The organism is Rosistilla oblonga (assembly GCF_007751715.1).
Classification (GTDB): domain Bacteria; phylum Planctomycetota; class Planctomycetia; order Pirellulales; family Pirellulaceae; genus Rosistilla; species Rosistilla oblonga.
Genome location: NZ_CP036292.1, coordinates 7,092,008 through 7,116,476, shown reverse-complemented (window position 1 = coordinate 7,116,476; position 24,469 = coordinate 7,092,008). Strand labels below are relative to the sequence as shown.

General features: G+C 59.7%; 14 protein-coding genes. 9 read left to right on the top strand and 5 right to left on the bottom strand.

All coding sequences use genetic code 11. The annotated features are described in order from the left end of the window. Positions 1–24 precede the first annotated feature (24 nt). The 5 genes from CA51_RS25115 (at position 25) to CA51_RS25095 (ending at position 5,553) form a co-directional block, all read left to right on the top strand. On the top strand, positions 25–1,071 hold the full coding sequence (locus CA51_RS25115) for a nucleoside hydrolase (RefSeq protein ID WP_420821488.1): 1,047 nt from the start codon (positions 25–27) through the stop codon (positions 1,069–1,071). Then, the gene (rbsK, locus tag CA51_RS25110; RefSeq protein ID WP_145123848.1) at positions 1,068–2,018 is read left to right on the top strand and encodes a ribokinase; all 951 of its coding nucleotides are present in this window, start codon (positions 1,068–1,070) and stop codon (positions 2,016–2,018) included. Before CA51_RS25115 ends, rbsK begins: the two co-directional genes overlap by 4 nt. Continuing rightward, a complete protein-coding gene (locus CA51_RS25105; protein ID WP_145123847.1) occupies positions 2,015–3,001 on the top strand; it encodes a sugar ABC transporter substrate-binding protein in 987 nt (328 codons plus the stop codon). The genes rbsK and CA51_RS25105 overlap by 4 nt, the downstream gene beginning before the upstream one ends. After that, positions 2,998–4,521 (top strand): sugar ABC transporter ATP-binding protein, encoded by a 1,524-nt coding sequence (locus tag CA51_RS25100; protein ID WP_231745889.1) that lies wholly within the window; start codon positions 2,998–3,000, stop codon positions 4,519–4,521. The genes CA51_RS25105 and CA51_RS25100 overlap by 4 nt, the downstream gene beginning before the upstream one ends. A 69-nt stretch (positions 4,522–4,590) precedes the next feature. Beyond that, entirely contained in the window at positions 4,591–5,553 is a 963-nt protein-coding gene (locus tag CA51_RS25095) for an ABC transporter permease (RefSeq protein ID WP_145123846.1), read from the top strand. Between the two features lie 99 nt (positions 5,554–5,652). Here CA51_RS25095 and CA51_RS25090 read toward each other — a convergent pair whose 3' ends face one another. Next, complete coding sequence (locus tag CA51_RS25090; protein ID WP_231745888.1) at positions 5,653–6,921, bottom strand: carbohydrate porin; 1,269 nt, start codon at positions 6,919–6,921, stop codon at positions 5,653–5,655. A gap of 652 nt (positions 6,922–7,573) precedes the next feature. Between CA51_RS25090 and CA51_RS25085 the strand changes: the two genes are divergently transcribed. Then, the gene (locus CA51_RS25085; RefSeq protein WP_145123844.1) at positions 7,574–9,280 is read left to right on the top strand and encodes a hypothetical protein; all 1,707 of its coding nucleotides are present in this window, start codon (positions 7,574–7,576) and stop codon (positions 9,278–9,280) included. 300 nt (positions 9,281–9,580) lie between these two features. Here CA51_RS25085 and CA51_RS25080 read toward each other — a convergent pair whose 3' ends face one another. Next, positions 9,581–14,617, bottom strand: a complete 5,037-nt coding sequence (locus CA51_RS25080; RefSeq protein ID WP_145123843.1) for a neutral/alkaline non-lysosomal ceramidase N-terminal domain-containing protein — start codon at positions 14,615–14,617, stop codon at positions 9,581–9,583. A gap of 369 nt (positions 14,618–14,986) precedes the next feature. Between CA51_RS25080 and CA51_RS25075 the strand changes: the two genes are divergently transcribed. Both CA51_RS25075 and CA51_RS25070 read left to right on the top strand, forming a co-directional pair. Continuing rightward, positions 14,987–15,502 (top strand): DUF2802 domain-containing protein, encoded by a 516-nt coding sequence (locus CA51_RS25075; protein ID WP_145123842.1) that lies wholly within the window; start codon positions 14,987–14,989, stop codon positions 15,500–15,502. An 84-nt stretch (positions 15,503–15,586) separates the two neighbouring features. Further along, positions 15,587–15,835, top strand: coding sequence for a hypothetical protein (locus CA51_RS25070; RefSeq protein WP_145123841.1), 249 nt, complete (start codon positions 15,587–15,589; stop codon positions 15,833–15,835). Between the two features lie 47 nt (positions 15,836–15,882). Here the strand turns inward: CA51_RS25070 and CA51_RS25065 are convergent, their stop codons facing one another. Then, a complete protein-coding gene (locus tag CA51_RS25065; RefSeq protein ID WP_197451465.1) occupies positions 15,883–18,426 on the bottom strand; it encodes a S8 family peptidase in 2,544 nt (847 codons plus the stop codon). Positions 18,427–18,848: 422 nt separating this feature from the next. Here CA51_RS25065 and CA51_RS25060 point away from each other — a divergent pair, with 422 nt between their 5' ends. Next, a complete protein-coding gene (locus CA51_RS25060) occupies positions 18,849–22,886 on the top strand; it encodes a PAS domain S-box protein (protein ID WP_197451464.1) in 4,038 nt (1,345 codons plus the stop codon). Here the strand turns inward: CA51_RS25060 and CA51_RS26025 are convergent. Further along, positions 22,858–22,998 carry a hypothetical protein gene (locus tag CA51_RS26025; protein WP_197451463.1) on the bottom strand — a complete coding sequence of 47 codons (141 nt, stop codon included), beginning with the start codon at positions 22,996–22,998 and terminating at the stop codon, positions 22,858–22,860. The two genes, CA51_RS25060 and CA51_RS26025, sit on opposite strands and share 29 nt — an antisense overlap. Continuing rightward, positions 22,991–24,112, bottom strand: coding sequence for an HD domain-containing phosphohydrolase (locus CA51_RS25055; RefSeq protein WP_145123838.1), 1,122 nt, complete (start codon positions 24,110–24,112; stop codon positions 22,991–22,993). The genes CA51_RS26025 and CA51_RS25055 overlap by 8 nt, the downstream gene beginning before the upstream one ends. Between the last annotated feature and the right edge of the window lie 357 nt (positions 24,113–24,469).

The following is a 24,469-nucleotide window of genomic DNA, read 5'->3' as shown; positions in this document are numbered from 1 at the left end:
GACACCCCAGAGGTTCTTCCCATGATGATCGATCGTTCACGCTCTCTCGTCCTGCCGCTGATGCTGGTATCGCTGTGCTGTCTGCCGGCTGTATCGAATGCCGACGATGTAAAACGTCCGGTGCCGTTGATCTTCGATACCGACATCGGTAACGACGTCGACGATGTGCTGGCGTTGGGAATGATCCACGCGTTGCAGACTCGCGGCGAATGCGAACTGCTTGCCGTGACGATCACCAAAGACGATCCGATGGCCGCTCCCTTCACCGATGCCGTCAACACGTTTTATGGACGGGGCGAGATTCCGATCGGAGTCTGCCGTAGCGGCGTGACGCCTGGCACCGGGCGATTCAACGGCTTGGCATCGATCAAAGATGGCGATGAATTCCGTTTCCCACACGACCTGCGATCGGGCAAAGACGCTCCCAACGCGGTGACTGTCTTGCGAAAGGCGCTGGCCGACGCAGAGGATGGCAGCGTGGTGATCGCTCAAGTCGGCTTTTCGACGAACCTAGCAGATCTGCTGAAGTCAAAACCGGACGATGTGAGCCCGTTGGACGGCACGGCCCTTGTCAAAAAGAAGGTTCGCTTGCTGTCGGCGATGGCTGGCGCTTTCACTAAGATCTCCGGTTCCAAGGGCCCGTACGACCACAAGGAATACAACATCATCAAAGACATTCCGGCTGCTCAAGCTCTCGCCACCGATTGGCCAACGCCGATCCTCTGGAGCGGTTTTGAGATCGGTTTGGCTGTCGCTTATCCGCACGAAAGCATCCAACAGGATTACGGCTACGTGCCACATCATCCGTTGGCCGAAGCCTACATCGCTTACAATCCGCCCCCCCACAATCGACCGACTTGGGATCTGACCAGCGTGCTGATCGCCGTGCGTCCGGGACGCGACTATTTTGGACTCTCCCCACGCGGCACGGTCACCGTCGCCGACGATGGGCTGACGACCTTCGCACCGGCGGAAGATGGCTTGCATCAATACCTGACGCTGACCGACGCCCAGAAGTTGCGCGTCGTCGAAACCTTGGTCCTGTTGTCCAGCGAGCCACCGAAGCAATGAGCACGCCTGAGTCAACGAATCGAGGGGCACAGATCGTGGTCCTCGGTTCGATCAACATGGATCTCATGATCCGCTGCAACCAGTTGCCGCGGCCGGGGCAAACGATCATCGCCGATTCGTCGGCGGAGGTTCCCGGCGGCAAAGGGGCCAACCAAGCTGTCGCCGCCGCGCGGGCCGGCGGCAACGTGTCGATGATCGGACGCGTTGGTGACGACGCGTTTTCGAGCCGCTTGGTCGAGAACCTGCAACGCGAACAGGTCGCTACGGATGGCGTGCTCCCCACAACGGAAACGCCCAGCGGGCTGGCGATCGTTGCTGTTGAAAGCAGCGGCGAAAACTCGATAGTCGCCGTTCCCGGTGCCAACGCCCAGCTGTCTCCAGCCGATGTCACGACGTTTGCCGACCGGATCCGCACCGCCGATGTGCTGATGCTGCAATTGGAGGTCCCGATCGAAACCGTCCAAGCCGCGATCGAAGTCGCGCGACAAGCTGGAGTCACGATCGTGCTGGATCCCGCTCCGATGCCAGCGACGTTGGACGACTCGCTACTGCGCGTCGATCTAATCTGCCCCAACGAATCGGAGACCGAGGCGATCGTCGGGCATCCGGTTTCAAGCGACGAAGAGATCGATCGCGCGATCGCCCGTCTGCACGCTCGGGGAGCCCGACAGGTGATCCTGACGCTTGGGTCGCGCGGCGCGGTCGCTAGCGATGGAACGACAATTCGGCGGATCGATCCGACGCCGATCGATCCGGTCGACACAACAGCCGCCGGCGATGCGTTTGCCGGCGCGTTGGCGGTTCGCTTGGCCGAAGGAGCCAACTTGTTTGAAGCCGCCGGTTTTGCTGCCGTCGCCGGCGCATTGGCCGCGACTCGCCCTGGAGCTCAGCCGGGCATGCCGACACGAACTGAAATCGATCAAATTTTGCAAAGTCAAAAATCATGAAAACGAACAAACGACGCTCCCTGCCGTTGATCCTCTCGGCAATCGCAATGATGGTGTTGGCCGGCGGATGCAGTTCCAAAACCGCGACCAACGAATCGGCCGATCCCGCCGCGGCGGGCAAGCCGCGAATCGCATTAGTGATGAAGTCGCTGGCGAACGAATTCTTTTCGACGATGGAAAAGGGAGCCGAAAAGCATCAAGCGGCGAACAGCGATCAATACGAACTGCTGGTCAACGGAATCAAAGATGAATCGGATCTCGGCCGCCAAGTTGCGTTGGTCGACGAGATGGTGGCGGCGGGAGTCGACGCGATCGTGATCGCTCCGGCCGATTCCAAAGCGTTGGTCCCGGCGCTTCGCAAGGCTCAGCAGGCTGGCGTGGTTGTCGTCAACATCGACAATCGCCTGGATGCCGAAGTGCTGAAGTCGGAAAAGGTGACGATTCCGTTTGTTGGTCCCGACAACCAAGCCGGCGCAAAACAGGTCGGCGATCTGTTGGCTGCATCGCTCGCCAAAGGAGATCAGGTCGCAGTCCTCGAAGGAAAGACGACTGCCTTCAACGGGATCCAACGTCGACTGGGATTCGAAGCGGCGATGAAGCAGGCCGGGATTGAAATCGCCAGCAGCCAATCGGCCGACTGGGAAACGAACAAGGCGAACACGATCGCTGCTTCGATGCTCAGCGAACATCCGCAGATCAAAGCGATCCTGGCGGCCAACGATTCGATGGCGCTAGGCGCTGTGGCGGCGATCAAGTCGGCTGGCAAAACGGGCGAGGTCTTGGTTGTTGGTTTCGACAACATCGGCGCGGTCCAGCAATTGATCCGCGAGGAGAAGGTCTTGGCCACAGCGGATCAGCACGGCGACCAGCTGGCGGTCTATGGGATCGAGACGGCGCTGAAGATCTTGAAGGATCCGGCGGCGGCGACCGAAGACGTTCAGACGCCGGTCGATCTGGTCACCAAAGAGACGTTGGCCCAGTGAGTGACCCGCTGTTGCTTTCGGTCCGAAACCTGACCAAACGTTATGCGGTCAAGGTCTTGGACGATGTGTCGATCGATTTCCACGCCGGAGAAATCCATGCGCTGCTGGGCGCGAACGGGGCGGGCAAAAGCACCCTGTGCCGGATCATCGCTGGGCTAACCCCGTCGTCGTCCGGAACGATGCAGGTCGCGGGCCAAGTCTACGCGCCGCAAGAAAAGCGGGCCGCCGAAGCGGCCGGCGTGCAGATCGTCCAACAAGAGTTAAACCAGATCGCCACGCTCTCGGTCGCTGAAAACATCATGATCGGCCGCTTGCCCGCTCGGTTTGGCGTCGTCGATCGGGGCAAACTGCACCGCCGCGCCCGAATCGCATTGGATCGCTTCGGCTTGCAAGAGATCGACACCCACGCGATCACTGGTTCATTGGGCGTGGGACGGCAACAGATGATCGAGATCGCCACGGCGCTAGATCGTGATTGCCGGGTGCTGATCCTCGACGAACCGACAGCGGCGTTGAGCGCCGGTGAATCCGAAACGCTCTTTACGTGGCTGAACAAGCTGCGACAGCAAGGCGTCGGGATCATCTACATCTCGCATCGATTGGACGAAGTCGCCAGGCTCTCCGACCGGATCACGGTCCTCCGCGATGGAAAGTTCATCTGCACGCGGCGGACTGCCGATGTCGACCGTGATGCGATGGTCGATCTGATGACCGGTGAAAGCACCGAAAACCAGGCGGGCGACGAGTATGTGTCGCATCAAACCGATCGTGTTGCGATGCGAGTCGAAGGAATGTCGCGCGGCCGTTGGGTTCGCGACGTATCGTTTTCGGTAAATCGTGGCGAACGACTGGGAATCGCCGGACTGGTCGGCGCCGGGCGAACCGAACTTCTGCGACTGATCTTTGCCGCCGATCGCGCCGATAGCGGCGAAGTCTATCTCAACGACGAATCGACGCCGCGACGCTTCGTCGATCCGAGCGATGCCGTTGCGGCGGGACTGGCGATGGTGACCGAAGACCGCAAGGAAAACGGCCTGCTGCTGTCCCAATCGATCCGCGCCAACACGACCCTCGCCTCGATGAACCGACTCTTTTCCGCGGGCGGATGGATCCGCGGAGCCGCCGAACGGCAGATGGCCGATCGGATGCGCGAGTCGATGGAGACGCGTTGCACCAGCATCGAACAGACCGTTGGGACACTCAGCGGCGGCAATCAGCAAAAGGTTGCTGTGGCGAAGTGGTTGGTCCGCGATGCCGATATCTTTTTGTTCGACGAACCGACGCGTGGGATCGACGTCGCCGCGCGGCGGCGGATCTATCGGCTGTTCGAAACCTTGGCTCGCGAGGAAAAGTCGCTGGTGATCGTTAGCAGCGACCTCGAGGAACTGATGGAAACCTGCGACCGAATCGCCGTCATGTCGGCGGGACGCTTGGTCGCCAGTTTCGCACGCGGCGACTGGTCGCCGGAACAGATCATGCAAGCCGCCTTTGCACCCCCAGGCTCTGTTGCTGTCGGCTGACCATCTCGATTGCCGAAAGCCTGTTGCGTCGCAAGCTGCCTTATCCAACCCGACAACAACACTTCCTCGATGAAAAACACCGCCGCCTATCGTTCGTTGATCCAATACGCCGGCCTGCTGGGCGTGCTGGCGCTTTTGATTGTTGTGTTCGCGTCGTCGAGCGAGAACTTTCTGCAAACCCGCACCTTCATTTCGATCGCCAACCAGATCCCCGACCTGACTCTGGTCGCCGTTGGGATGACGTTGGTCTTGGTCGTTGGTGGGATCGATCTATCGGTCGGTTCAATCCTCGCCTTCTCCTCTGCGGTCTTAGGCGCCTTGATGGTCGATTGGCAATGGTCGCTGTGGGCATCGATTCCGTTTTGCATCCTAGCCGGCGCGGCCTGCGGATTGTTTAACGGGTGTGTTTCGGTGCTGGCAAGAATCCCATCGTTTATCGTCACTCTAGGGATGCTGGAGATCGCGCGCGGCGGAACGAAACTGGTTACCGATTCGCAAACCAAATACATCGGGCAGGCAGTCGAATCGATCGGCCAGCCGATCGCAGGGCTCTCGCTATCGCCGGCCTTCCTGCTGGCGATCGCCGCGGTCGTCGGCGGGCAACTGCTGCTGACGCGGACCGTTTTCGGGCGATACTGCGTCGCGATTGGGACCAACGAAGAAGCGGTTCGGATGTCGGGAGTCCGACCGGCGCCCTACGCGATCGGCGTGTTTGTGATCAGCGGCGTGATGTGTGGACTGGCCGGGCTAACCTACGCCTCTCGATTGTCGACAGCCGACCCCAACGCGGCGATTGGCTTGGAGCTGTCCGCGATCGCCGCCTGTGTAATCGGAGGGACGAGCCTGATGGGCGGCCGCGGCAACGTGATCAATTCGTTCTTGGGCGTGCTGATCATCGCCGTCCTGCAAACGGGGCTCGCTCAGATCGGCGTCTCCGACCCGATGAAACAGATCATCACCGGCAGCGTGATCGTCGTTGCCGTCTTGCTCGACGCACTCCGCAGCCGCTGGGGCAACAGTGCGGCGGGTTGATGCCCTCGCGGGTTGGAAGACGCTCGTTTTAAAACGGGGAGGCGCCGAGAACGTTGAGTTCACGTGATGTATGCGTAGGCACCATGCCCTTCGGTGATATCAAAATGTCGCGCCGACCCACGCGCCCATGACCGTACTGTTCGCAATATCGCCGGTGCCGCCGGGGGTGACGATGTATTGCAATGCTGGCTGGATGTAGGCCGAGGGCAAGACCTGGAATCGATGCCCCACTTCGTAGACGATTTCGTGGTCGACAGCTTCGCCGATCGAATCGCCGTAGTCGTCGCTGAGATCACCACAGGTTGCAAAGAGCATCGTGTGGTCGTCGGGACGACTGGAGAACATTCCCTTGCCGTTGATGCCGACACTGATTTGCAGCGGCGTCAACGCGACCTCATCCTGTTCGGAATTGGCAGCGAAACCAAAAACGGTCAGATTGGGAACCACCTCGACCGCGAGATGCGCATAGACCCGCAGCACGTAGTCGGTGGTTCCCACGCCGTCGTGGTTGTCGAATTCGAAAAAGGAGTTGACCGCTCCGACGAAAAGATGCGTTGGACGTTCGCAAACCGTCGACGTCCAGTCGTATTGCATCAGGATCGAAACTCCATCGTCGCTGCGGATGCTGAAGTCGAGCCCATGTTTGGTGAAATCAAACATGTCGTCGCCGATCTGGTAGGCGCCGACTTGGAATTGATGTTTGTCGTCGGGCGTGTATTTGACGCGGCCACCCCAAACAGGAAACGGAAACGACGTGACCGTGCTTTCCAGAAGCGTGGCGCGAATAGGACCGTTGATCGCCGTGCTAAGCGAATAGCGGTAGAGGCCATCGTTCAAGAAATCGATGTCTGCGGAGACGCGACCCGCTTTGATCGACCAGTTGTCGCATACCTCTCTCTCGAGCCAAAGCTGGTACAGGAAAAGGACCTGTCCTCCGAAGATACACATCGGATCGTAGATTCCGCCGACCGATGGGCTGATGCTGTCGCCGTGCCGCTGGACCGTGGAGATCTTCAACGTCGTGCGGTTCCATCCCAGCAGGGTATCCAGATCGAGATCGGCACCCGCGTAAACCTGCCCGGTAAAGTCCTGGTCCGCTTCGATTCCACCGTCAACATTCGCCGCAGTGATCGAATCGTAATAGAAAAACGGAGTGATGCCTGAATCTTGAAGGCAAGGACGGGCGCCACACCAGTCGCACAATAGGTACTCCCGTGGACAGATGGCCTCTTCCGCCGGATCGTCACAACACCATGTTTCAACGTCACAATCGACACTCCCCTCATCAGCTCTGACCGAAAGGACTCCCGTTACCGCAATGACGCTGGCGATGACGATCGCGGCATGACTCTTTGCAAGAGAATGCATCATTTGTTGCAGCGGATTGGGGATTTGACGTGAGTTTGTTCTCGTTCGCTTCACACCTTGTTTATCTATCGGTTCGCGTTTGTTCCCCATCGAGCGACTAGCCGATTTTAACGATTGTGACACTCCGCGAGGGCAATCGAGGTGCGCCCCCGCTGGGGGCGGTGATTTGATGGGCGTTGGTTTTCCGGTGGTGTTCGCAACGCTCAAACCACCGGCTACCTTCTGGGGCCGCTCCGCGGTCCATGGGCTGTTGGGACGTTGGTACGGTTGGTGGAGTGCTGGTGCGGTTGCGTCCGATGCGACGATCCCGAAGGGATGCAAGAAGGTAGCCGGAGGTTGTCGCGCAGCGGCGCAGCTCCGGAATGCTGACCCAAACGCGAGGTGATCCCGGAGGGATCGCAGATCGGTGTGCTACCGCGTTTCGCTTCGTGGATTTTGGGCGTTTGACTGCGATGGCTCCAGCACGGCCGCATCACACGGGAATGACATGCGTGAATACGCCTTGTTTTATCGACTAAACTGTTCCTCGACAGTTGTTGCCCAATCACCACGAGCGACGCCTCGGGCGAGTCGCCTAACCAAACAGGCAGATCGAACCGGGCGCTCTTTTGGGCGATCCGTTTTCAGTTCAACCGATGAGAGGCCTTTTGCAATGATACGCTGTTTTGCCACGCTTTTGTTGGCATCGTTGGGATCGATCGCCTTCGCCGCCACCACGACTTGGGATGGCAAATACTCGACCGAAAGAATCGATGTGACGGTGGTCTACTTCGTGCCATCCGACCGCGTGGCTCTGCCCGACTGGCGAGATCGTCTGGATTACTATTGCCGCCGTATCGAACAATTTCATCGTCGCGAATTTGGGACTCAGTCGGTGATGAAGGCGAATGTGCATCCAGAACCTTTGGTTTCGGAATCCGATACCGCCACGCTGCGTCGTGGCGACGCAAACGCGATCTACTACCGGACGCTCAGCGAAGTGGAGCGGCGGATTGGATTTGGCCGCAAAGACGATGACACGTTTCCGATTCTGTTGGTGCTGAGCGACATCAATTGGCGAGCGTTGGACGACTTCTACCGGTTGCATCCCGACGCCGACGGGACGTTGAAGTTCGAAGGCAACCTGAACAACGGGCAACACTTTCCCGGGGCAGCGTCGGGCGGTTCGCGAGCCAGCTACATTTCGCGCAGCGGCGTGGGGCGTGGTCTTGTCAGCGGCGATGGCTGGCGCGTTCCCTATCGAGGCAGCGACTGCGTGATCTATCACGAGGGATGCGGCCACACGGTCGGCTTGCCACATCCAGAGCCTCAAAACGGGTCGGTCATGAGCGTCGGGCAGTATCGCGGTTGGATCAACCAATCTTGGCTGGACAAAGAGCAAAAGCTTCGCATGAATTGGCAGCCCGAAACGATTCCACCGACCTCGCAGATGGAGCTGTTCGACGCCTTCTCGGCTCTTCCCGAACCGATGGTTCCCAAGCCGGGCGAGCCGGTGCAATTGAAATTGCAATGGCCCGACGATGCGAAGGTGAAGTCGTTTCGTGTCCGCGTGCAGACCGCGATCGACGGAGCCTGGGTAGAGATACCGCAAGCATGGGACAACGACGCCCCCGAATTAGCATCGGTCGGACGATTCGACCGGCCGACGCCGGTCAGCTATCGCATCGATGCCCAATTGGAATCTGGAGCGACGGCAGAACTCTGGGGGTACTTGCAAGTTCGCTCCGACCCCAACACGCCGCCGCAACCGATGGCGCTTTCAAAAGACCTGTTTGTCTCACCCGGAACCGCGGTATCCAACGCACCGATCGACAAGTGGCCGCAGGGCGAAGTCGATCTGCTGGACAAACTGGAGGTTGAAAAATGCTGGACAGCTGGCGAATGGAAGCTCGTCGATGGAGTGCTCGAATCGAACAAAGCGTATGGTGTTCGCATCCAACTTCCCTACACGCCGCCCGAAGAATATCGCATGACTGTGATCGTCGAACCGTTGGACGAAATCAACGCTTTGCTGTTGGGACAGCGATCGGGAGAGAACCGATTCATGACGCTTCTGAACTTCCGCACGGGCGACACATGGCTAAGTGCGTTGGAGAACGTTGGCGGACGTAACGTGGGCAACGAGACTACGTTCAAGGGCAAGTGTCTTGTTGAGAACCAGTTGTCCGAAGTGATCGTCACGGTTCGCAAGTCGGGAGTGCAAGTCGAAGTCGACGGCCACACGACGATCGACTGGAAAGGCGACCGCAGCGCGTTGTCGATCGGCGATTACTGGTCGACGCCCGACAAGACCAAACTCGTTTTGGGTAGCTACAATTGCAGGTACCGTTTTCATCGCGTGAGCATCCTACCGCTGTAGCAGTTCCGCCTCGCCCGCGTTGCGATCAGGGGCAGTTTGTGCCTGACGCAACGATTCCAAAGAGATGCAAGTTGGTAGCCGGAGGTTGTCGCGCAGCGGCGCACCTCCGGAATACGACGTCCCAAACGCGCGGTGATCCCGCAGATCGGCGTGCGTCCCCGTTGAGGACGGCGTTTGATTTCGCGATTCGGGGCCGGTGGTGTTCGCTGCGCTCAAACCACCGGCTACCTTCTGCGATCCCTGTCGGGATCGTTCGCGAATAAATCGTCCGTGCTGCGGACCGCAATGGGAACGGAGTGGCTACGGTTGGGCTAGCTGTTTAGCTTCTTCGGCGGTCAACAGCTTGGCGTCTTTCGCAAGCGCGGCTTCAAGGGCCTCGCGGCGAGTGGGCGTTCTTAACAGACCTTCGATCGCGAGCTGGCGATTTCGTGGTGTCAGCCCGGGGAGGCTTTCGATCAGCAGAGCCGCGATCTGCGGGGCGTCGATGTCAGCCAAGCCGCTGACCGCTCCCATCTGCAGTTCTCCGTTGATGTCGGCCCCCAGGTAACGCTTCAGGTGCGAAATCGCTTTTTCTGGATCGTCTAACGCCACGATTCGCAGCGCGTCGTACCGGGTGCCATTCTTCACCGCGTCATCGTCAGCCATCGCTGCTGACATCGCCAACGTCTGCTGCCAGCGTGGAGCGAGCGCCGGATCGGCGTCCAGAATTGCTGCGATCCGATCTCCCGGCCACTGGCCGATCTGCGTCAGTCCATTGATCAGGCCGCCGCCGATCACAACCGCTTGCCAATCCAATAACGGATCGCCCGAGCGGGGCAAGCTCGATTCCAACGCGTCGTGAAGTTCGCCATCGTCGCTGCGGCGACCGACCGCCAACGCGACTCGCCAGATCCACGGGATCCGCTTGTATTGCGTCGCCAGATCGTCGGCTCGCAGATCGACTGCCAACAGATTCAAGATCGCTGGTCCCATTCCCGGCCGCTGGTCGATCGCCTGCTGACGTCGCTCGATCGATTGGGATTCGTCCAACAGAAACGGAGCGATAGCATGAGCTTGTCGCGGCAGCGGTTGGTCCGCAGCCATCGGTGCCGGGGTGCCAATCGAATGGATCACGTAGGCGATCAGATCGCTGACCTCCTGCGTCGTCATATCCTTTTCAAGTCCTTCGGGCATCAACGAACGGTCGCTTGCTCGCAGTTGTTCGATCGAATCGCGGAGCAGTTCGTGCTCCTTGCCGCCCGATTCACGCAGCCGAATCATCGCGGCGTTCTCTTCGACGACCAAGCCCGACAGGACGCGGCCATCTTCGGAGAGCGCCGACCAAGAAACGTAACGTGCATCGACTTCGCGGTTGGGATCCAGGATCGCCGAGAGCATCCATTGCGGGTCGCGGTTGGTGAGTGCCGTCAGGTCGGGACCAACAACAAACCCATGTTCCTCGACGCGATGACAGGCCGAACAATGTTTGCGGAACACGGCGCGGCCGCGGTCGACGTCGCCGGCCAGCTTCAGCGAAGCTTGAAACGTGTCGAGGATGGCAGCTCGGCTGGGCGAACCGGCCATCTCCAAGGCACTCTTGGCTCGCTGGCGGATCGTTTCATCGGCGTGCGACAACAGCTTGCCGCGACGGTCCGCGTCGAGAATGTTGGCTCGCAAATCTCCCTCGGCGATCGTGTCCAGCAGCGTCAAGGACCAGTCGTTGCGAGCGATCAAGTGGTCGAGGATCGCCGTTTGCGCCGACGCGCTGACTTCGCGATAACGCTCCAACAGCAACTCCGCCGCGTCGGGATGCCGCGTTTTGGCCAACGCGTTGATGGCAGCGACTTGCAGCGGTGCAGCATGTCGCGCGCTGACGCGTTGGCTGATCGCGTCGAGCACGTTTGCCATCGACAATTCATCGGCTACCGATGGCTGGTCGCCGGACGTTAATAGTTGAGTCGTCGCGGCGCCGCGGTATCGGCCCAACAATGCCAACGCGTTGGGATCGAGCGTCTCGATCGCGCGGCGATGAGCTTCCTGAACCGCTTGTTTCAGTTCGGGCGTCCAGGCGATCGTGGCGTCGCCGATTCGAGCGTCAGCCGAATCGAGCAGTTCGATCAGCAAGCGGTTTGCCGCGGCGTCATCGTTGGCAATCGCTGGCAGGACTTGCGATGCGGAGGCGTTGATTCCCTCGGCGTCGCCCAATCGGATCGCCGTTCGCATGATCTGCTGCAGCGATTCGGGCTGTTGTTGTGCAGGCGGCAGCGCGACGTAGGCAGCCAGCATCGACGAGACGTTCGTCGGATTGAGCGACGAGATGGCGGCGGCGCGGACGTAGCGATCGGTTTCCGTTTTGGATGCCAATGCTGTCAGAGCGGGAATCGCCGATGCGTTTTGCAGTTCGCCCAACGACCAGGCGACTTGACGCCGGACGCGCGGGCTGGCGTGAGCTGCGTGCCGGATCACCGCGTCGCGGAGGGCTGCGTCGTCGTCGAGCATCGGTTCGGCGAAGCGGATCCCGTGGCGGACGACTTCATTATGCGTATTGGCGAGGGCTACAAGCAGCGTGGGAGCATCCAACTTCTGCCAAGCCGAAAGGAGAGCGAGAGCGTGGATCCGAGACGCCGCCAACGGGGCTTCGGCAACGATCGCTCGCAATTGATCGGCGACCGGAGCGGTGGGGGAATTCCAGAAGAGCATCTGATGCGCGAGATCGCGGACCGTTCCGTTGCTCGACTTCAACAGCATCGCCAACTGCAGATCCGACTTCCCCGTCAGATCGAACGGGGCCGAAGAAGCTTCCGTCGCCGGTGCGGCAGATTGATCGGACTTGGGACGCACGCGATAGATCCGGCCCATCGACTGACCCGCGTAGACGTCCAGTTCCGCCAACGTCGCTTGCGGGATCCAACGGGAGTGTTCGATCACGTAGCGGTACATGTCGACGACCCACAGGCTGCCGTCGGGGCCGGTCCGGGCTTGGACTGGACGAAACCAGCGGTCGGTCGATGTCAGGAACTCCGATTCGGTTTCGTTCTCGCCACGCGAAACTTGATAATCGATCCCGGTCGGTTGCAGGACGCTGCGGTGCACCAATTGATTCACCGGTTCGCAGGTGAAAGCGTTGTTAAGGTATTCTTCGCCCAGTTGGTTGTCGCGGTAGATGTCCAAGCCGCAGGCGGCGGTCGCATTTCCGGACGCTCCGCTGAGCGCAAATTGAACGAGGTCCTCGGGGGGGAACAGGCGTCGGGTTTCCGCCCCGCCGGCGAGCCCCGCCGGAGTCGGCAGCGAGACCAAGGCATTGCGACTGTCGTAGCGTGCGTCGCTTGCATAGTGCAGCAGCAGCGAGCTGTTGGTGCAGCCAAACCAATCGCCCCAGTCGTTTTGGCTGCGGCCTTGTTGCGTGCGACCGGCGACAGCTTGGATCTCGCCGGTATCGGGATTCATGCGGAAATCGCGACCGACGATGTTGTGCGTCTGACCCGTCTTGTGGCTGAGGATTTTTCCGCCGAAGAGTCCACACGAACCGTAGATCCAGTTATCGATGCCCCACCGCAAACTGTTGACTCGCGCTTGAGCGTTGACGATCTCGAAACCCGAGAAGAGCTTGTCGACCGAATCGGCGACGCCGTCGCCGTCGGTGTCGCGAGCCAGCAGGATATCGGGAGCATCGCAGATCAGCAGTCCATCGCGCCAAACCTTGACATCGGTGGGGAAACGCAACCCATCGACAAAGGTTACCGCTTTATCAAATTGTCCGTCGCCGGTCGTATCGCTCAGTCGGCGGACCTGGCCGTGATGTTCAAATTTCTCGTAGACGCCGCGGCCGTAGTCGCTCATCTGAGCAACCCAAACGCTGCCGTCCGCGGCAAAATCGATAGCGACCGGATCGCGGACCAACGGTTCGGCGGCCACCAGTTCGATCTCCAGATCGTCGTGCGTCTGCATGCTTTGCAGCGCATCCTGAGGCGATTTCGGCGCAACGCCTTGGACACCCTTGGGGATCACAAACTCATCGGGAACCTGGCGATGGACCTCGTCGACGATCCGCTGTTCCAAGCCGGCAGCCAATGTGGTTGGCAGAGCGAAGTAAGGGACTTCCGCTCCGCCGCCGTAGCCCCCTTCGCCGACAAGGCGTTCCGACGGGATGTAGCTGCAGAAATCGTTGCTGTAGGTGTTCAACCAATAACGCTTGCGATCGATTTCGTTTTTCAAACGGATCGAATAGTCGACGCAAACCTCGCCAGCTAAGAAGCTCATGCACAAGCTGTCCCCGAACACAAAGGTTTGGATCGGGTAATCGATCTCGGTCAGCAGCGGTTCGCCACGATCGAGCTTTGCCAGCTGAGTCGTCGCGTTGTAGCGAACCGCAACATTGGAGTTCTTTTCGGCCAGTTCGGTCAGTTCCTCCCGCGACGGCAGCGGATTGAGCGGCAGCGAGATGCGTTGCAGTTGAGCACTCAACGGGCCGCTGATCGGCAGGGCTTTGGTTTCGGCAAGGCGTTTGACTTCGCTGGCGATCTCCGCCCCCTGTCGCTGCGCGATCGAGACGTCGCCGACCGACATGTCGATCGGGTTTTGATCCGATCCGGCACCGATCGATACCAGGGCGACGCTGTCGGGAAACTGTCGCTCGATCCCTTCGGCGGCGTATCCCGCCCAATCGCCGCTGATCTGATTGAATCGCAGCGTCACGCAGTGGCAGGCGTAAGAAACGTAGACGCCGCGGACGGCTTGCGTGTTGGGATCGCGAGCGATCAACGTCGGCAGATCGTGATCGGTCGGTCCGCCCATCGGCCGCCGATTTTTTGCGAATCCAACGGTCCCTGTCGATCGATGCAAGGTCGCCGGTTGGCGCGAATCGATCGCTTCGCTGGCGGCCTGGACGATCAGGCCGATGATTTCTTCGCTGTATCGGTCGAGATGTTCCTGGTGCTCCGGCGGGATCGCTTGGCTGAAGATGTTGTCGCTGGCGCCGTTGACTTTCGGGGCGCAGTGCGAATGGCTGAAGGTGAGGGCAAAGTTCTCGCGCGGCAGCCCGTGGGACTGCTTCAGTTGTTCCGCGATCTGGTCGACTTGAGGCAACCGCAAACCGAGGTTGTCGACGGCGATGATCACCAGCGGCGGAGCGTCGGTCTGCGAGATCGCCATCGCGCGGGCGAATACCGACTGCGAAACGCCTTCGGATTCCTCGCGGCGGAACCCAAAGCCGTTGAGCCGCACCGGATAGTCGGGCGTGATGTCGACTTTGGCAAAACCAACTTGGTAGATCGCGTCGGATTGACCGAACGTGACCGTGGAGAGCAACACAATGAATAGGCACGTCAACGATTTGACGTAGGGCGCAGTGGTAGTCATGAGATGTCGAGCAGGCGGGAGGGAGAGGCGGGAAAGGTCACCCGGAGAAGGACCATAGTTACCGCGAGTTTACCCGAATCGGGCGGGCGATTGTTGGCTTTGGCTGTCCTTTTTTTGTCTTGCTGGCCTAGTGGCTGATGCTGGGACGCCGGAAAGGGTGTGCGGGCAGAGCTAACCGCATGTTCCGATCGAAGGCACGCGCTGGCGTCGGCGGGGCCGCGCAACGATTGGCAGCGACGCGGGCGGATCTCTGCTGTAATCGTTGCGACTGGAAATCTTTGCCAAGTTGTTCATGCGCTGCTAGCTGACTGTCGATGTCTAGGGGTGTGCGCGTGTTGAGTTACCGATCCCCGTTCCGATGGTGCTTTGATGTTATTGCTAGCAGCCGGATCGTTCCTGCCTCAAATGATGCTGCTTGTCGGGATGGTCCTGCTGGCATGGATCTTGGTGCGGCGGAACATCAAGATGCGGGGACGCAGCCGGGCTGTCGATCGGGAGCTGAAAGCGCAGCAGGCCGAGGTGCAAAAGCCCGTGCGGGGAGCACCGCTTGCGGACGCACCCAAAGAGGTTCTGCGGTGGCAGGCGTCGATCTTCGATCTGCAGCGCGAGCTGAAGGCGGAGCTGGATTCGCGGATTTTGGTCGTCGAATCGCTGCTGCGTCGGGTCGATCAACGGGTCGAGGAATTGCGAGCGTTGCAGCGGGACGATCCGGCCGCGACCACCCACGTGTCGGATTCTCCAGGCGTCTACGGCAAGGTTCAGCGTTTGGCGGCGATCGGGTTTTCGGCCGAAGAGATCTCGCAACGGATGGGACTTCCGCAAGCGGAGATCGAGTTGTCGCTGGGGCTGCAGGGGGAAATTCCGCAGCCGACGAATTCGGTTTGACCTGACGTGTCACGCCGGTCGCCAATGATTGTGGACATAAGACATTTGCTTTGTTGTCATGTGCCACGAACTGGAGACCATCCGATGACTCAATTGATGCTGTTCGACGCTCCCGTCCCCACCAACGTTCCCGTCGCTTCGGTTCCCAGTCGCTCGGCCGTCGATTCTCGCTACACCGGCCAGCCTTCGTTTGCCGCAACGACATCGCGTGACGAACCTCAACGAATGGGCAACCTCGCTCACTTGGTTCTGGCTCGCTACGACATGGTGCATCGCCGCCGCGAAGCACAACGCCGCGCCGCAATGGCTCGCGTTCAAGCTCAATCGGCCTAAGTCTTGCCAGCCGTCGTCGCTCGCAAATCCAAAGCTTCGCTAACGGGTTAGAGTTCGGCGAACAATTGGTCCAGCAGATCGCGATCTTCGTCGTCGCTAGGACCCTGGACCCGAGACTGGGCGAGACCCATGATTTCGTTGGCTCGTTTGGAGACCGATAGATCGGTCGGGTCTTCGTCGAGCGTCACGACGCCTCGATATTCCGGTTCTTCGATCCGGTCGCTGTCGATCTCGACAGCCAGAGCTTGCGGCGTGACAACGATCGGCGATCCGTTGAGGAAGGTCTCGGCGATTTCAAAGCCTTGAGCCGCGCGGACCGCTCCTCCGCCAGCATCCAATTGCACCAAGCCACCGATGTTGTGCAGCGTCTGATCGGCTGAATCGGCATAGATCGTCGCGTGGTCGGTACCACCAGCTGTCGCGTGTCCGACGACCGATTCAAAGTGTCTCGCTTGACTGTAGTAGCCCGGCCCGCTGATGTAAGCATTGGTCGCGTTGGCACTCATCCGATCGTCGCCGGCCGAATCGTAGAGGTCCGCCGTGTCGTTGCCCCCCGCGGTGCCGTAGGCGTTAACGCGATCGAAGCCGTAGACCAGGCTCAGGAAGTCGTCGCCGCGAAGGCTTGTGAATTCGGGGCGGATCGCCAAGCGGTCGTCGCCGGCCGAATCGTACAGGTACGCTGTATCGTTTCCGCCAGCGGTGGCGTGCACGTAGATGCTGTGGATCCCGGTGACTGTGTGCTCAAATCCGACGCCCGACAGTTTCGTGTCGCCAGGGCTGGCCGAGAGCGTGTCGTTGCCGGGGGAATCGTAGAGGTAGGCTCTGTCGGAGCCGCCGCCGCCATCGATCGCGACCTTTTCGACCGCCGACATTTGGACCAGCAGCGACGCGTTTTCGATCTCGCCGCTGCCGACGCGGAGAGTCACTTTTTCGACAGCTTCCGAGCCGATCACGTCGACGGTATCGTTGCCGCCGCCGCCAAGGATCTGCAGGTTGGAGATCGCGCCGTGGCTGAACTGGTATTCGAAATTCCCAAACCGCAGCATCGCATCGTTCCGCAGATCGATCTCGACTCGGTCGGCAGCATCGGTTCCGGTGAAGCGTGCCTCGCCGCCGGAAACGCTGACAAGGTTTGCGATTTCGACGGCCAGCGAATCTCCGGCGCTGGAATCGATGCGGAAGCGGAGCGTCTCGCCAGCTTGGACGTTGACGTCGTATTGTCGCTGCGCCGCGGTCCCCGATTCGACGACCGCGTCTCCGCCGACACGCTCGATCACGATCGGCAACGCGTCGTTCGATTCATCGCCGCGAACGACCGAAAGGACTCCATCGCGCTCCGCATCGACGGTATACCAGCGGCCGGTTTCCAATTCGGTCTGCGTCCATTGGACCGAACCCAGATCTTCCATCGATTCGTCGATCGGGTCGATTGGTTCGGGTTCGATCGCGGGAGGATCGACCGGCGCGGGCGGTTCGGTGGGTTCTTCACCGCCGCCGCCGTCGACGATCAATTGTTCGATCGCGCGGGTTAGATTGATTTGATAATACGTAAGCCCCGTCGCATCGTCGGTCGATCGATCGGCGGTGTCATAAAGGTGATCGAGAACCGCGTCGCCGTCGGTCTCGAGACCGGCCGATAGCATCGCTTCGCGGACCAAGACCGCCGCTCCAGCGATCTGTGGCGAGGCCATGCTGGTACCGGTGGCGTTGACGAAGTCGTCGATGCGGCCATCGCGGCCGAGGACGTGATCGGGGACCGAACTGTTGACCAATTCGCCGGGGGCGACGAGGATTCCATCGGTTCGCTGGGAGAAGGAACTGAGCGAACCGTCTCCTGAGATGCTGCCGACCGGCGTCACGCTGGGGCTCGCAGCGGGATAGGCTAGCTGCGACGGAGCGTCGGCGTCGAACGCGTTTCCGGCAGCGGCAAAGACCATGATCCCGTCGGCTTTCAACAGGCTAAGTTCGTCTTCCAGCTGCGCTTGAATCTGCGATGCCATCTCTTCCGGCAAGACCGATCCGAGCGACAGGTTGACCGTTGTGATCGGGTTTTCGAAAGCGAACCGATTCTCGTGCACCCAAGCTAGCGCGTCTTCGATCCAGTCGAGGTTGCCGCCACCGTAGTCGTCGAACACGCGGAGCGCGACCAGGTCGGCTCCCGGCGCGATTCCCGAAAACGAATCGGTCGAACCGGCCAGCGTTCCGGCGACATGGGTTCCATGAAAACCGGAGGGGCCATCGTCGTATGGATTGGCGTCGTTTTCGGCAAAGTCCCATCCGCCAACGACGCGATAACCGGGGCCAAATCCTCCGCCGAGTGCGACGTGATCGTATGCGATTCCGCTGTCGATCACGGCCACGGTCTGCCCCGAACCATCGAGGCCATAGTTTTCGAAGATGTCTTGCGCCTGGTCCATCAACGTTTGCGACGCCGAGGCATCGCCAGCCTGCGCTCCTGCAAGCGGATCGATGTCCCATAGGTCCATCAACACGTCGGCGGTGGCGCTCGCGGAGAGCGCAAGTCGCGTCTCGAAGCGTAGCAGGCGGGACGTGCCCTGCATGAGTGGATCGCGGCGGTCTGGAATGGGCATGTTGCGTAGTTTTGCGAGGGAAAAGCGTGAGAGGAAGCTCACCGCAAACATACGTTTTTCTTCTCAACATGCTCCGTTTCCGCAGGCAAATCCGATCGGAGGTTTGCCGATTGAAGCGACTGTGTCGATCGCAAGGCTGGTTTTGTTTGAGGGGGACGATAGCAATTTAATCCCGCACCGAATCGCTCCTGATTTACAGGCACACGCGCCTCGCTTAGACGATAAATCGGTGAGCACCGAACTGTGGCGGGATTCGATTTGCTCGAGAGACCATGTGACGCGGAGCTTGCCCCTGCCCGCAATTCGCCTCGGATCGAGACCGATCGCGGATGAGAGGCGACGGATGGATCGGCGGGCTGCAACTGGGCCCTGCGTCGCTTGATGGATTGGGTCCGATCACGCTTTTGTTTCGCATCGAAGTCATGAATTTTCCAACAAGCCCCAACGAAGCACGCGAGTTCCGCGGAACGCGATGGATGCAGTGGATTCTGCCCGCGATGATCCTCGTCTCGGGCGTGATCGCAAGTTTGTCGTTGTGGCAGATGATGCGGTCGCTCGAACGCACCGCGATCGGCAATGAATTTCACGCCTCGTCGCTCGAACGGATCGCTGTGTTTAACGCCCGGTTGGCTCGGTCGATCGATCTGATCGAGGCGGTCGAGGGGATGTACAACAGTTCTTCGGTGGTCGATCGGTCGGAATTCGAAGTGTTTCTCGAGACGGTCGATCCCGTTGCCAGCGGGTTCGATCGCATCCAGTGGGTGCGAAACGTCGCCGGGCATTCTCGCGGCCCGTTTGAAGACGATCCGATCGTGCCGACCAACGAGATTCTGGAGCGGCAAGCCGACGGGACGTTGAAGATCGCTGCGGCTCGCGATCGCTATCTGCCGGTGACGTTTGTCTATCCGCTGGACGATTCGGCGAACGCGATGGGCGAAGACCTTTTGGCGCGTCCGAAGATTCGCGAGACGCTTGCCAGTTCTGAATCCCCGCCGCGGATCGTTGCGACGTCGGCCGAACGGCCTGCCGATGGCGAGGCCGGGTTGCGAGTCAAATTGTTCCATCCGATTTTCTTTGAGTCGCCCGATGCACCTTTTACGGTGGCCGCTGAGTCGCTGTTGCGAGGTTATGTGGTCGCTCATCTGCGGATCGATCACGTCCTCGAAGAGGCTATCGATGCGTTGGTTCCTGTCGGAATCCAAATCTCGCTGTTCGAGACCGAACCGAAGCAAGAGGACCGCGTCACCTATGTCCGCAAGCCGCGCTTAGTCGATGGCGCGGGGCGTCCCAATCATGGACCCTACGGGCTGCTTTCGGCAAACTCGTTAGTGCATGACGGCAGCTTTGAACTGGCCGGGCGACAGTGGACGATGCACTGCACCGCCAACAACGACTACATCAGCAAGCGTCGCAGCAGCACCCCAACGCTGGCGCTGGCATCGGGGATTTTGGTCTCGTTTTTGGCTAGCGGATTTGTCTGTTATCTGTCGCGTCGCACCGAACATGTTCAGCGTTTGGTCGCCGTTCGCACAGCGGAATTGCGTTCGGCGAAACGCGACGCCGACGAACAGATCGCGCGTCAGTTGGCGTTGGAGGATGAATTGCAGCTAAGTCGCGAGCAGTTAAATTTAGCGGTCCGCGGCAGCAACGATGGGATTTGGGATTGGAATCTTGAGTCGGGCGATATGTTTTATTCGCCCCGGTTTTTGGAAATGCTGGGGTATGAGCGGGAAGAAGTCGGCGTCGGACCTCGGTGGGCTTTTTCGCTGCTGCATCCCGACGAACAGCCACGCGTCAAAGAAGTCATCGATCGCTGCGTCAGCGGTCGCGTCGACACGCTTGAACTCGAATGTCGGATGCGACACAAAGACGGTCGCTATCTGCACGTGTTGGCCCGTGCCGTCGCGGTCCGCCGCGTGGGCGAAGAGCGTCCCTACCGGATGGTTGGAACTCAGGTCGATCTGACAAAGTGGAAGCAACACGAACTGGAACTGAATCAATTTAAGACGACGCTCGACCAGACGTATGACTGCGTGTTCATGTTCCGTCCGGACAATTTCCTTTTCTATTACGTGAACCGCGGCGCGATCGAACACCTTGGCTATAGTGCAGAGGAGCTGGGGCAGATGTCGATCTTCGACATCGACGCGTCGGCCTCAACCGATCAGCTGAGCGGATTTTTTGAGGAGTTGATTGCCGATTCGCAATCCTCGCGACGCTTCGAAACGCTGCATCGCCGCAAGGATGGGCTGGAGGTGCCCGTCGACGTTCTGATCCAGTACGTCGCTCCCAACGACGAACCGCCGCGGTTTGTCGCGATCGTCCGCGACATCTCGCAGCGCAAGCAGGTCGAAGCGCGACTGGCCGAGCGGACTCAGGTTGCGAACTTGATGGCCGATGTTGGAATCGCCCTCTCGCGGGCAGATCAACTGCAGCCGGGGTTACAGCAATGTTGCGAAGCGGTGGTGAATCGACTGGGGGCCAGTTTCGCTAGGATCTGGACCGTCGATCACTCTGAAAAAATGCTCGATCTGCAAGCGAGCGCGGGGATCTACACGCACATCGATGGCGGTCACGCACGCGTTCCGGTAGGTAGTTTAAAGATTGGCCGGATCGCGTCGACGCGCAAGCCCCATCTGACCAACGATGTTTCCAGCGATCCCGAGATCGGCAATCCGGAGTGGGCGAAGCGTGAAGGAATGGTCGCGTTTGCGGGATATCCGTTGATCGTTGGCGATCGCGTTGCCGGCGTCTTGGCGCTGTTTGCCGCCGATCGCTTGGAAGCGAAAACGCTCGAAGGCTTGGCGGCGATCGCCGATACGATCGCGCTGTTTGTCGAGCGGAAGCGAGCCGAGGACAAGCTCCGCGATTCGCATCGCGAGATCTCCAAACTGTCGTTGGTTGCCAGCAAGACCCAGCACTCGGTCTTCATCACCGACTCCCTGCGGCGGGTCGAGTGGGTGAACCATGCGTTCACGATGTTGACTGGTTACACGCAAGAAGATGTTGTCGGCCGCCGGCCCGAAACGATTTTGCACGGCCCCGAAACCGATCCCGCGACGGTTGCTCAGATCATTAGCCGACTGAAGCGGCGGCAGAACGTGGCAACCGAAATCTATAACTACAACAAGTTCGGCAAAGGCTATTGGACCGATCTGAAAATCGATCCGGTGTTCGACGAAGCTGGCGAGGTCTGCAATTTTGTCGTCACGCAAGTCGATATCACGCAGCGCAAGGAGAGCGAACGATCGCTGCTGGCGGCGAAAGAAGAAGCGGAGCGGGCGAGCAATGCGAAGAGCGAGTTCCTGGCGACGATGAGTCATGAACTGCGGACGCCGCTCAACGGTGTGATCGGAATGACCGAGCTATTGGCCGATTCGCCGTTGGATGCGAGGCAGCGACGGTTTGTCAGCGCGTGTCAAAGCAGCGGCAGTGCTCTGCTGACCTTGATCAGCGATATCCTAGATCTATCGCGGGTCGAAGCGGGGGCGATGGAGTTGGAGGATCATCCGTTCGAACTGCTGCAATTGCTCGACGATCTGATGGAAGCGATGCCAGCTCGCGTGGTCAATAAAGATATCGAACTGCTCTATCATCTCGACCATCCGACCACGTTGCATCTGTTGGGGGACAGCCATCGGTTGCGGCAAGTGCTTGTGAATCTGATGGCCAACGCGATCAAATTCACCGAGCGCGGCGAGATCACGCTCCGCGTCAAAGTGCAACATCTGAACGACGACGAAGCGCGGCTGCTGTTCTCCGTCGAAGATACCGGGATCGGGATTCCTGCCGATCGCTTGGAAGCGGTTTTTCAGTCGTTCTCTCAGGTCGACAGTTCGATCAGCCGCCGCTACGGAGGCTCGGGATTGGGGCTGTCGATCAGCCAAGCGATCGTCGAAGCGATGGGAGGCCAGATCGGTGTGGAGAGTGATGTCGGTGTCGGTTCGCGGTTTTGGTTCTCGGTCGACTTTCGCCGAACCAATTCCGCCGCGGACGCAGTCTCCGAACACGTGCTGCGCGGCTTCGATTCACGCCGCGTGTTGGTGATTCAAGCTCATCCTGCGGTCCGAATCATGCTTGTCGATTCGCTTCGCGACTGGGGGATCGAGGTCGATTCGGCGGTCGATTTGGAAACCGGATTGGACCGGCTGCGACAAGCATCCGACGCGGGGATAACGTACGACCTGGTGATCGTTGACGAAACGCTCAGCGATCGGGAAGGTCATCCGCTGAGTCTCGCGATTCAACAACAGTCGGCAGCGCGGCAAGCGGCGATGATGTTAGTCGTGTCGGCGGTCAGTCCGATCTTGTCCGACGAGACGTTGGATGTTCGCCCGCTGCCCAAACCGATCGGGCAAACGCAGTTGCATGCGGCGCTTGTCGAGTTGTTTTGCAGCGTCGACGATCGAGAGGAACTGCATTTGATTGCGGCTAAGTCGCCAGCGTCGAAATCGCGTTAAGCGTTTTGTCGTGCGGACTTGGCAACCGCAGCGTTGCAATCGGTGTGTCGATGTCGGTAGTGCGGGCGCTCGCTCCGTCATCGACGCCCAAGGCGCGGAGCGTCTTAGGCATGTTCGAGGCTGGGTGCAGAGTTGTTGAGCGCAGGAGCGGGAGCGTTCGCAATCGCCTCGCTCGGCGGAGCCAGCTCCGTTGGCGTGTTCGACTCCGGCGGCAGGCTCGGCGAAGCAGGTTCGGCGAACTGCTCGGCGATCTTGATAAACTCATCTTCCAGGGCGACAAAGGCGTCGACCATGTCGGGATCGAAGTGAGTTCCGGCATCGCCCACGATGATCGACTTGGCGCGTTCGTGAGAGAACGCCTCTTTGTAGACCCGCTTGGATGTCAGCGCGTCGTAGACGTCGGCGATCGCCATGATCCGTCCGCACAGTGGAATCTCCGATCCCGACAAGCCAAACGGATAACCGCTGCCGTCCCACTTCTCATGGTGAGAAATGATGATGTTCAGCGCCATGTCCAAGAAGCAGGTGTTGGGGAATTCGTGCAGCAACGATTCGATCGTGTCGGCCCCACGCGTTGTGTGCGACTTCATCACCTCAAACTCTTCTCTGCTCAATCGCCCCGGCTTCAACAAAATGTTGTCGGGGATCGAGACCTTGCCGATGTCGTGCAGCGGGCTGGTACGGCAGATCAGGTCGACGTATTCGTCGTCGATCTGGTCGGCGAACCGCGGGCACTTCTGCAGGTGTTCTGCCAGGATTCGGCAGTAGCGTTGCACGCGTTCGAGATGCGCACCGGTTTCGGGATCTCGCGATTCAGCCAGTTTGGCCAAGGCGAAGATCGTCATATTGGCGGATTCCAATTGAACGATCCGGCGGCCCACGCCAACTCGCATCAACAGTTCGTGCGGATTGAACGGTTTGGTGACGTAATCGTCTGCGCCGCCGGCGAAGCCCGCAGCGGTATCGGCCGCGCGATCGCGAGCGGTGACGATAATACAATAGATGTAACGTCGCGGACTCAGCTTGCGAATCGCCTTACACAATTCGATGCCACTGATCCGCGGCATCTCCCAGTCGGTCACGACGACCTGGAAGTTGTGTTTGTGGAATAGCTCTAACGCCATCTGCCCGTCGTTTGCTGTGGTGACTTGGTAGCCTCCCTTTTCCAGCGTTCGAGCGATTGCGGTTCGCGAGATGTAGTCGTCGTCAACAACCAATACGTTCATGTGGTCCTGCTCCCTTGTGTCTTCAGAAGACTAGGTCACTTTCACCATGCAACTTTTATTCGCGCTCTCTTTCCAGGACGCGATTTCCGACGTTGTATCGCGTGTAACAGATGTCCCGACAAACAACGTGGCCAAATGTGATCGCCTAGAAAAACGACGTGTTTGTTGGCTTGGATCGTCCGGCGCAGTCATCATCCAGGCGCTAGAGGAAGGTGCCGGCTAATTCGCCTAAGAACGAACGCTTAATTGCTCTGGTAGATGCGCCGGCAAACAACGCTTCTGTTGGCGTCCTCGCGGAGGTTGGTGTCGTTGCCGCAGGAGGAGCGGGAAACGGTCCTTTGCGAGAGCCTCGATCCA

What these genes read in the sequence shown, in the direction of transcription:
- CA51_RS25095 (WP_145123846.1), top strand. Translation starts at nt 4,591, where the DNA reads ATGAAAAACACCGCCGCCTATCGTTCGTTGATCCAATACGCCGGCCTG.
- CA51_RS26025 (WP_197451463.1), bottom strand. Translation starts at nt 22,998, where the DNA reads ATGCCTAAGACGCTCCGCGCCTTGGGCGTCGATGACGGAGCGAGCGCC.
- CA51_RS25060 (WP_197451464.1), top strand. Translation starts at nt 18,849, where the DNA reads ATGAATTTTCCAACAAGCCCCAACGAAGCACGCGAGTTCCGCGGAACG.
- CA51_RS25115 (WP_420821488.1), top strand. Translation starts at nt 25, where the DNA reads ATGATCGATCGTTCACGCTCTCTCGTCCTGCCGCTGATGCTGGTATCG.
- CA51_RS25080 (WP_145123843.1), bottom strand. Translation starts at nt 14,617, where the DNA reads ATGACTACCACTGCGCCCTACGTCAAATCGTTGACGTGCCTATTCATT.
- CA51_RS25085 (WP_145123844.1), top strand. Translation starts at nt 7,574, where the DNA reads ATGATACGCTGTTTTGCCACGCTTTTGTTGGCATCGTTGGGATCGATC.
- rbsK (WP_145123848.1), top strand. Translation starts at nt 1,068, where the DNA reads ATGAGCACGCCTGAGTCAACGAATCGAGGGGCACAGATCGTGGTCCTC.
- CA51_RS25075 (WP_145123842.1), top strand. Translation starts at nt 14,987, where the DNA reads ATGTTATTGCTAGCAGCCGGATCGTTCCTGCCTCAAATGATGCTGCTT.
- CA51_RS25090 (WP_231745888.1), bottom strand. Translation starts at nt 6,921, where the DNA reads ATGCATTCTCTTGCAAAGAGTCATGCCGCGATCGTCATCGCCAGCGTC.
- CA51_RS25070 (WP_145123841.1), top strand. Translation starts at nt 15,587, where the DNA reads ATGACTCAATTGATGCTGTTCGACGCTCCCGTCCCCACCAACGTTCCC.
- CA51_RS25055 (WP_145123838.1), bottom strand. Translation starts at nt 24,112, where the DNA reads ATGAACGTATTGGTTGTTGACGACGACTACATCTCGCGAACCGCAATC.
- CA51_RS25105 (WP_145123847.1), top strand. Translation starts at nt 2,015, where the DNA reads ATGAAAACGAACAAACGACGCTCCCTGCCGTTGATCCTCTCGGCAATC.
- CA51_RS25065 (WP_197451465.1), bottom strand. Translation starts at nt 18,426, where the DNA reads ATGCCCATTCCAGACCGCCGCGATCCACTCATGCAGGGCACGTCCCGC.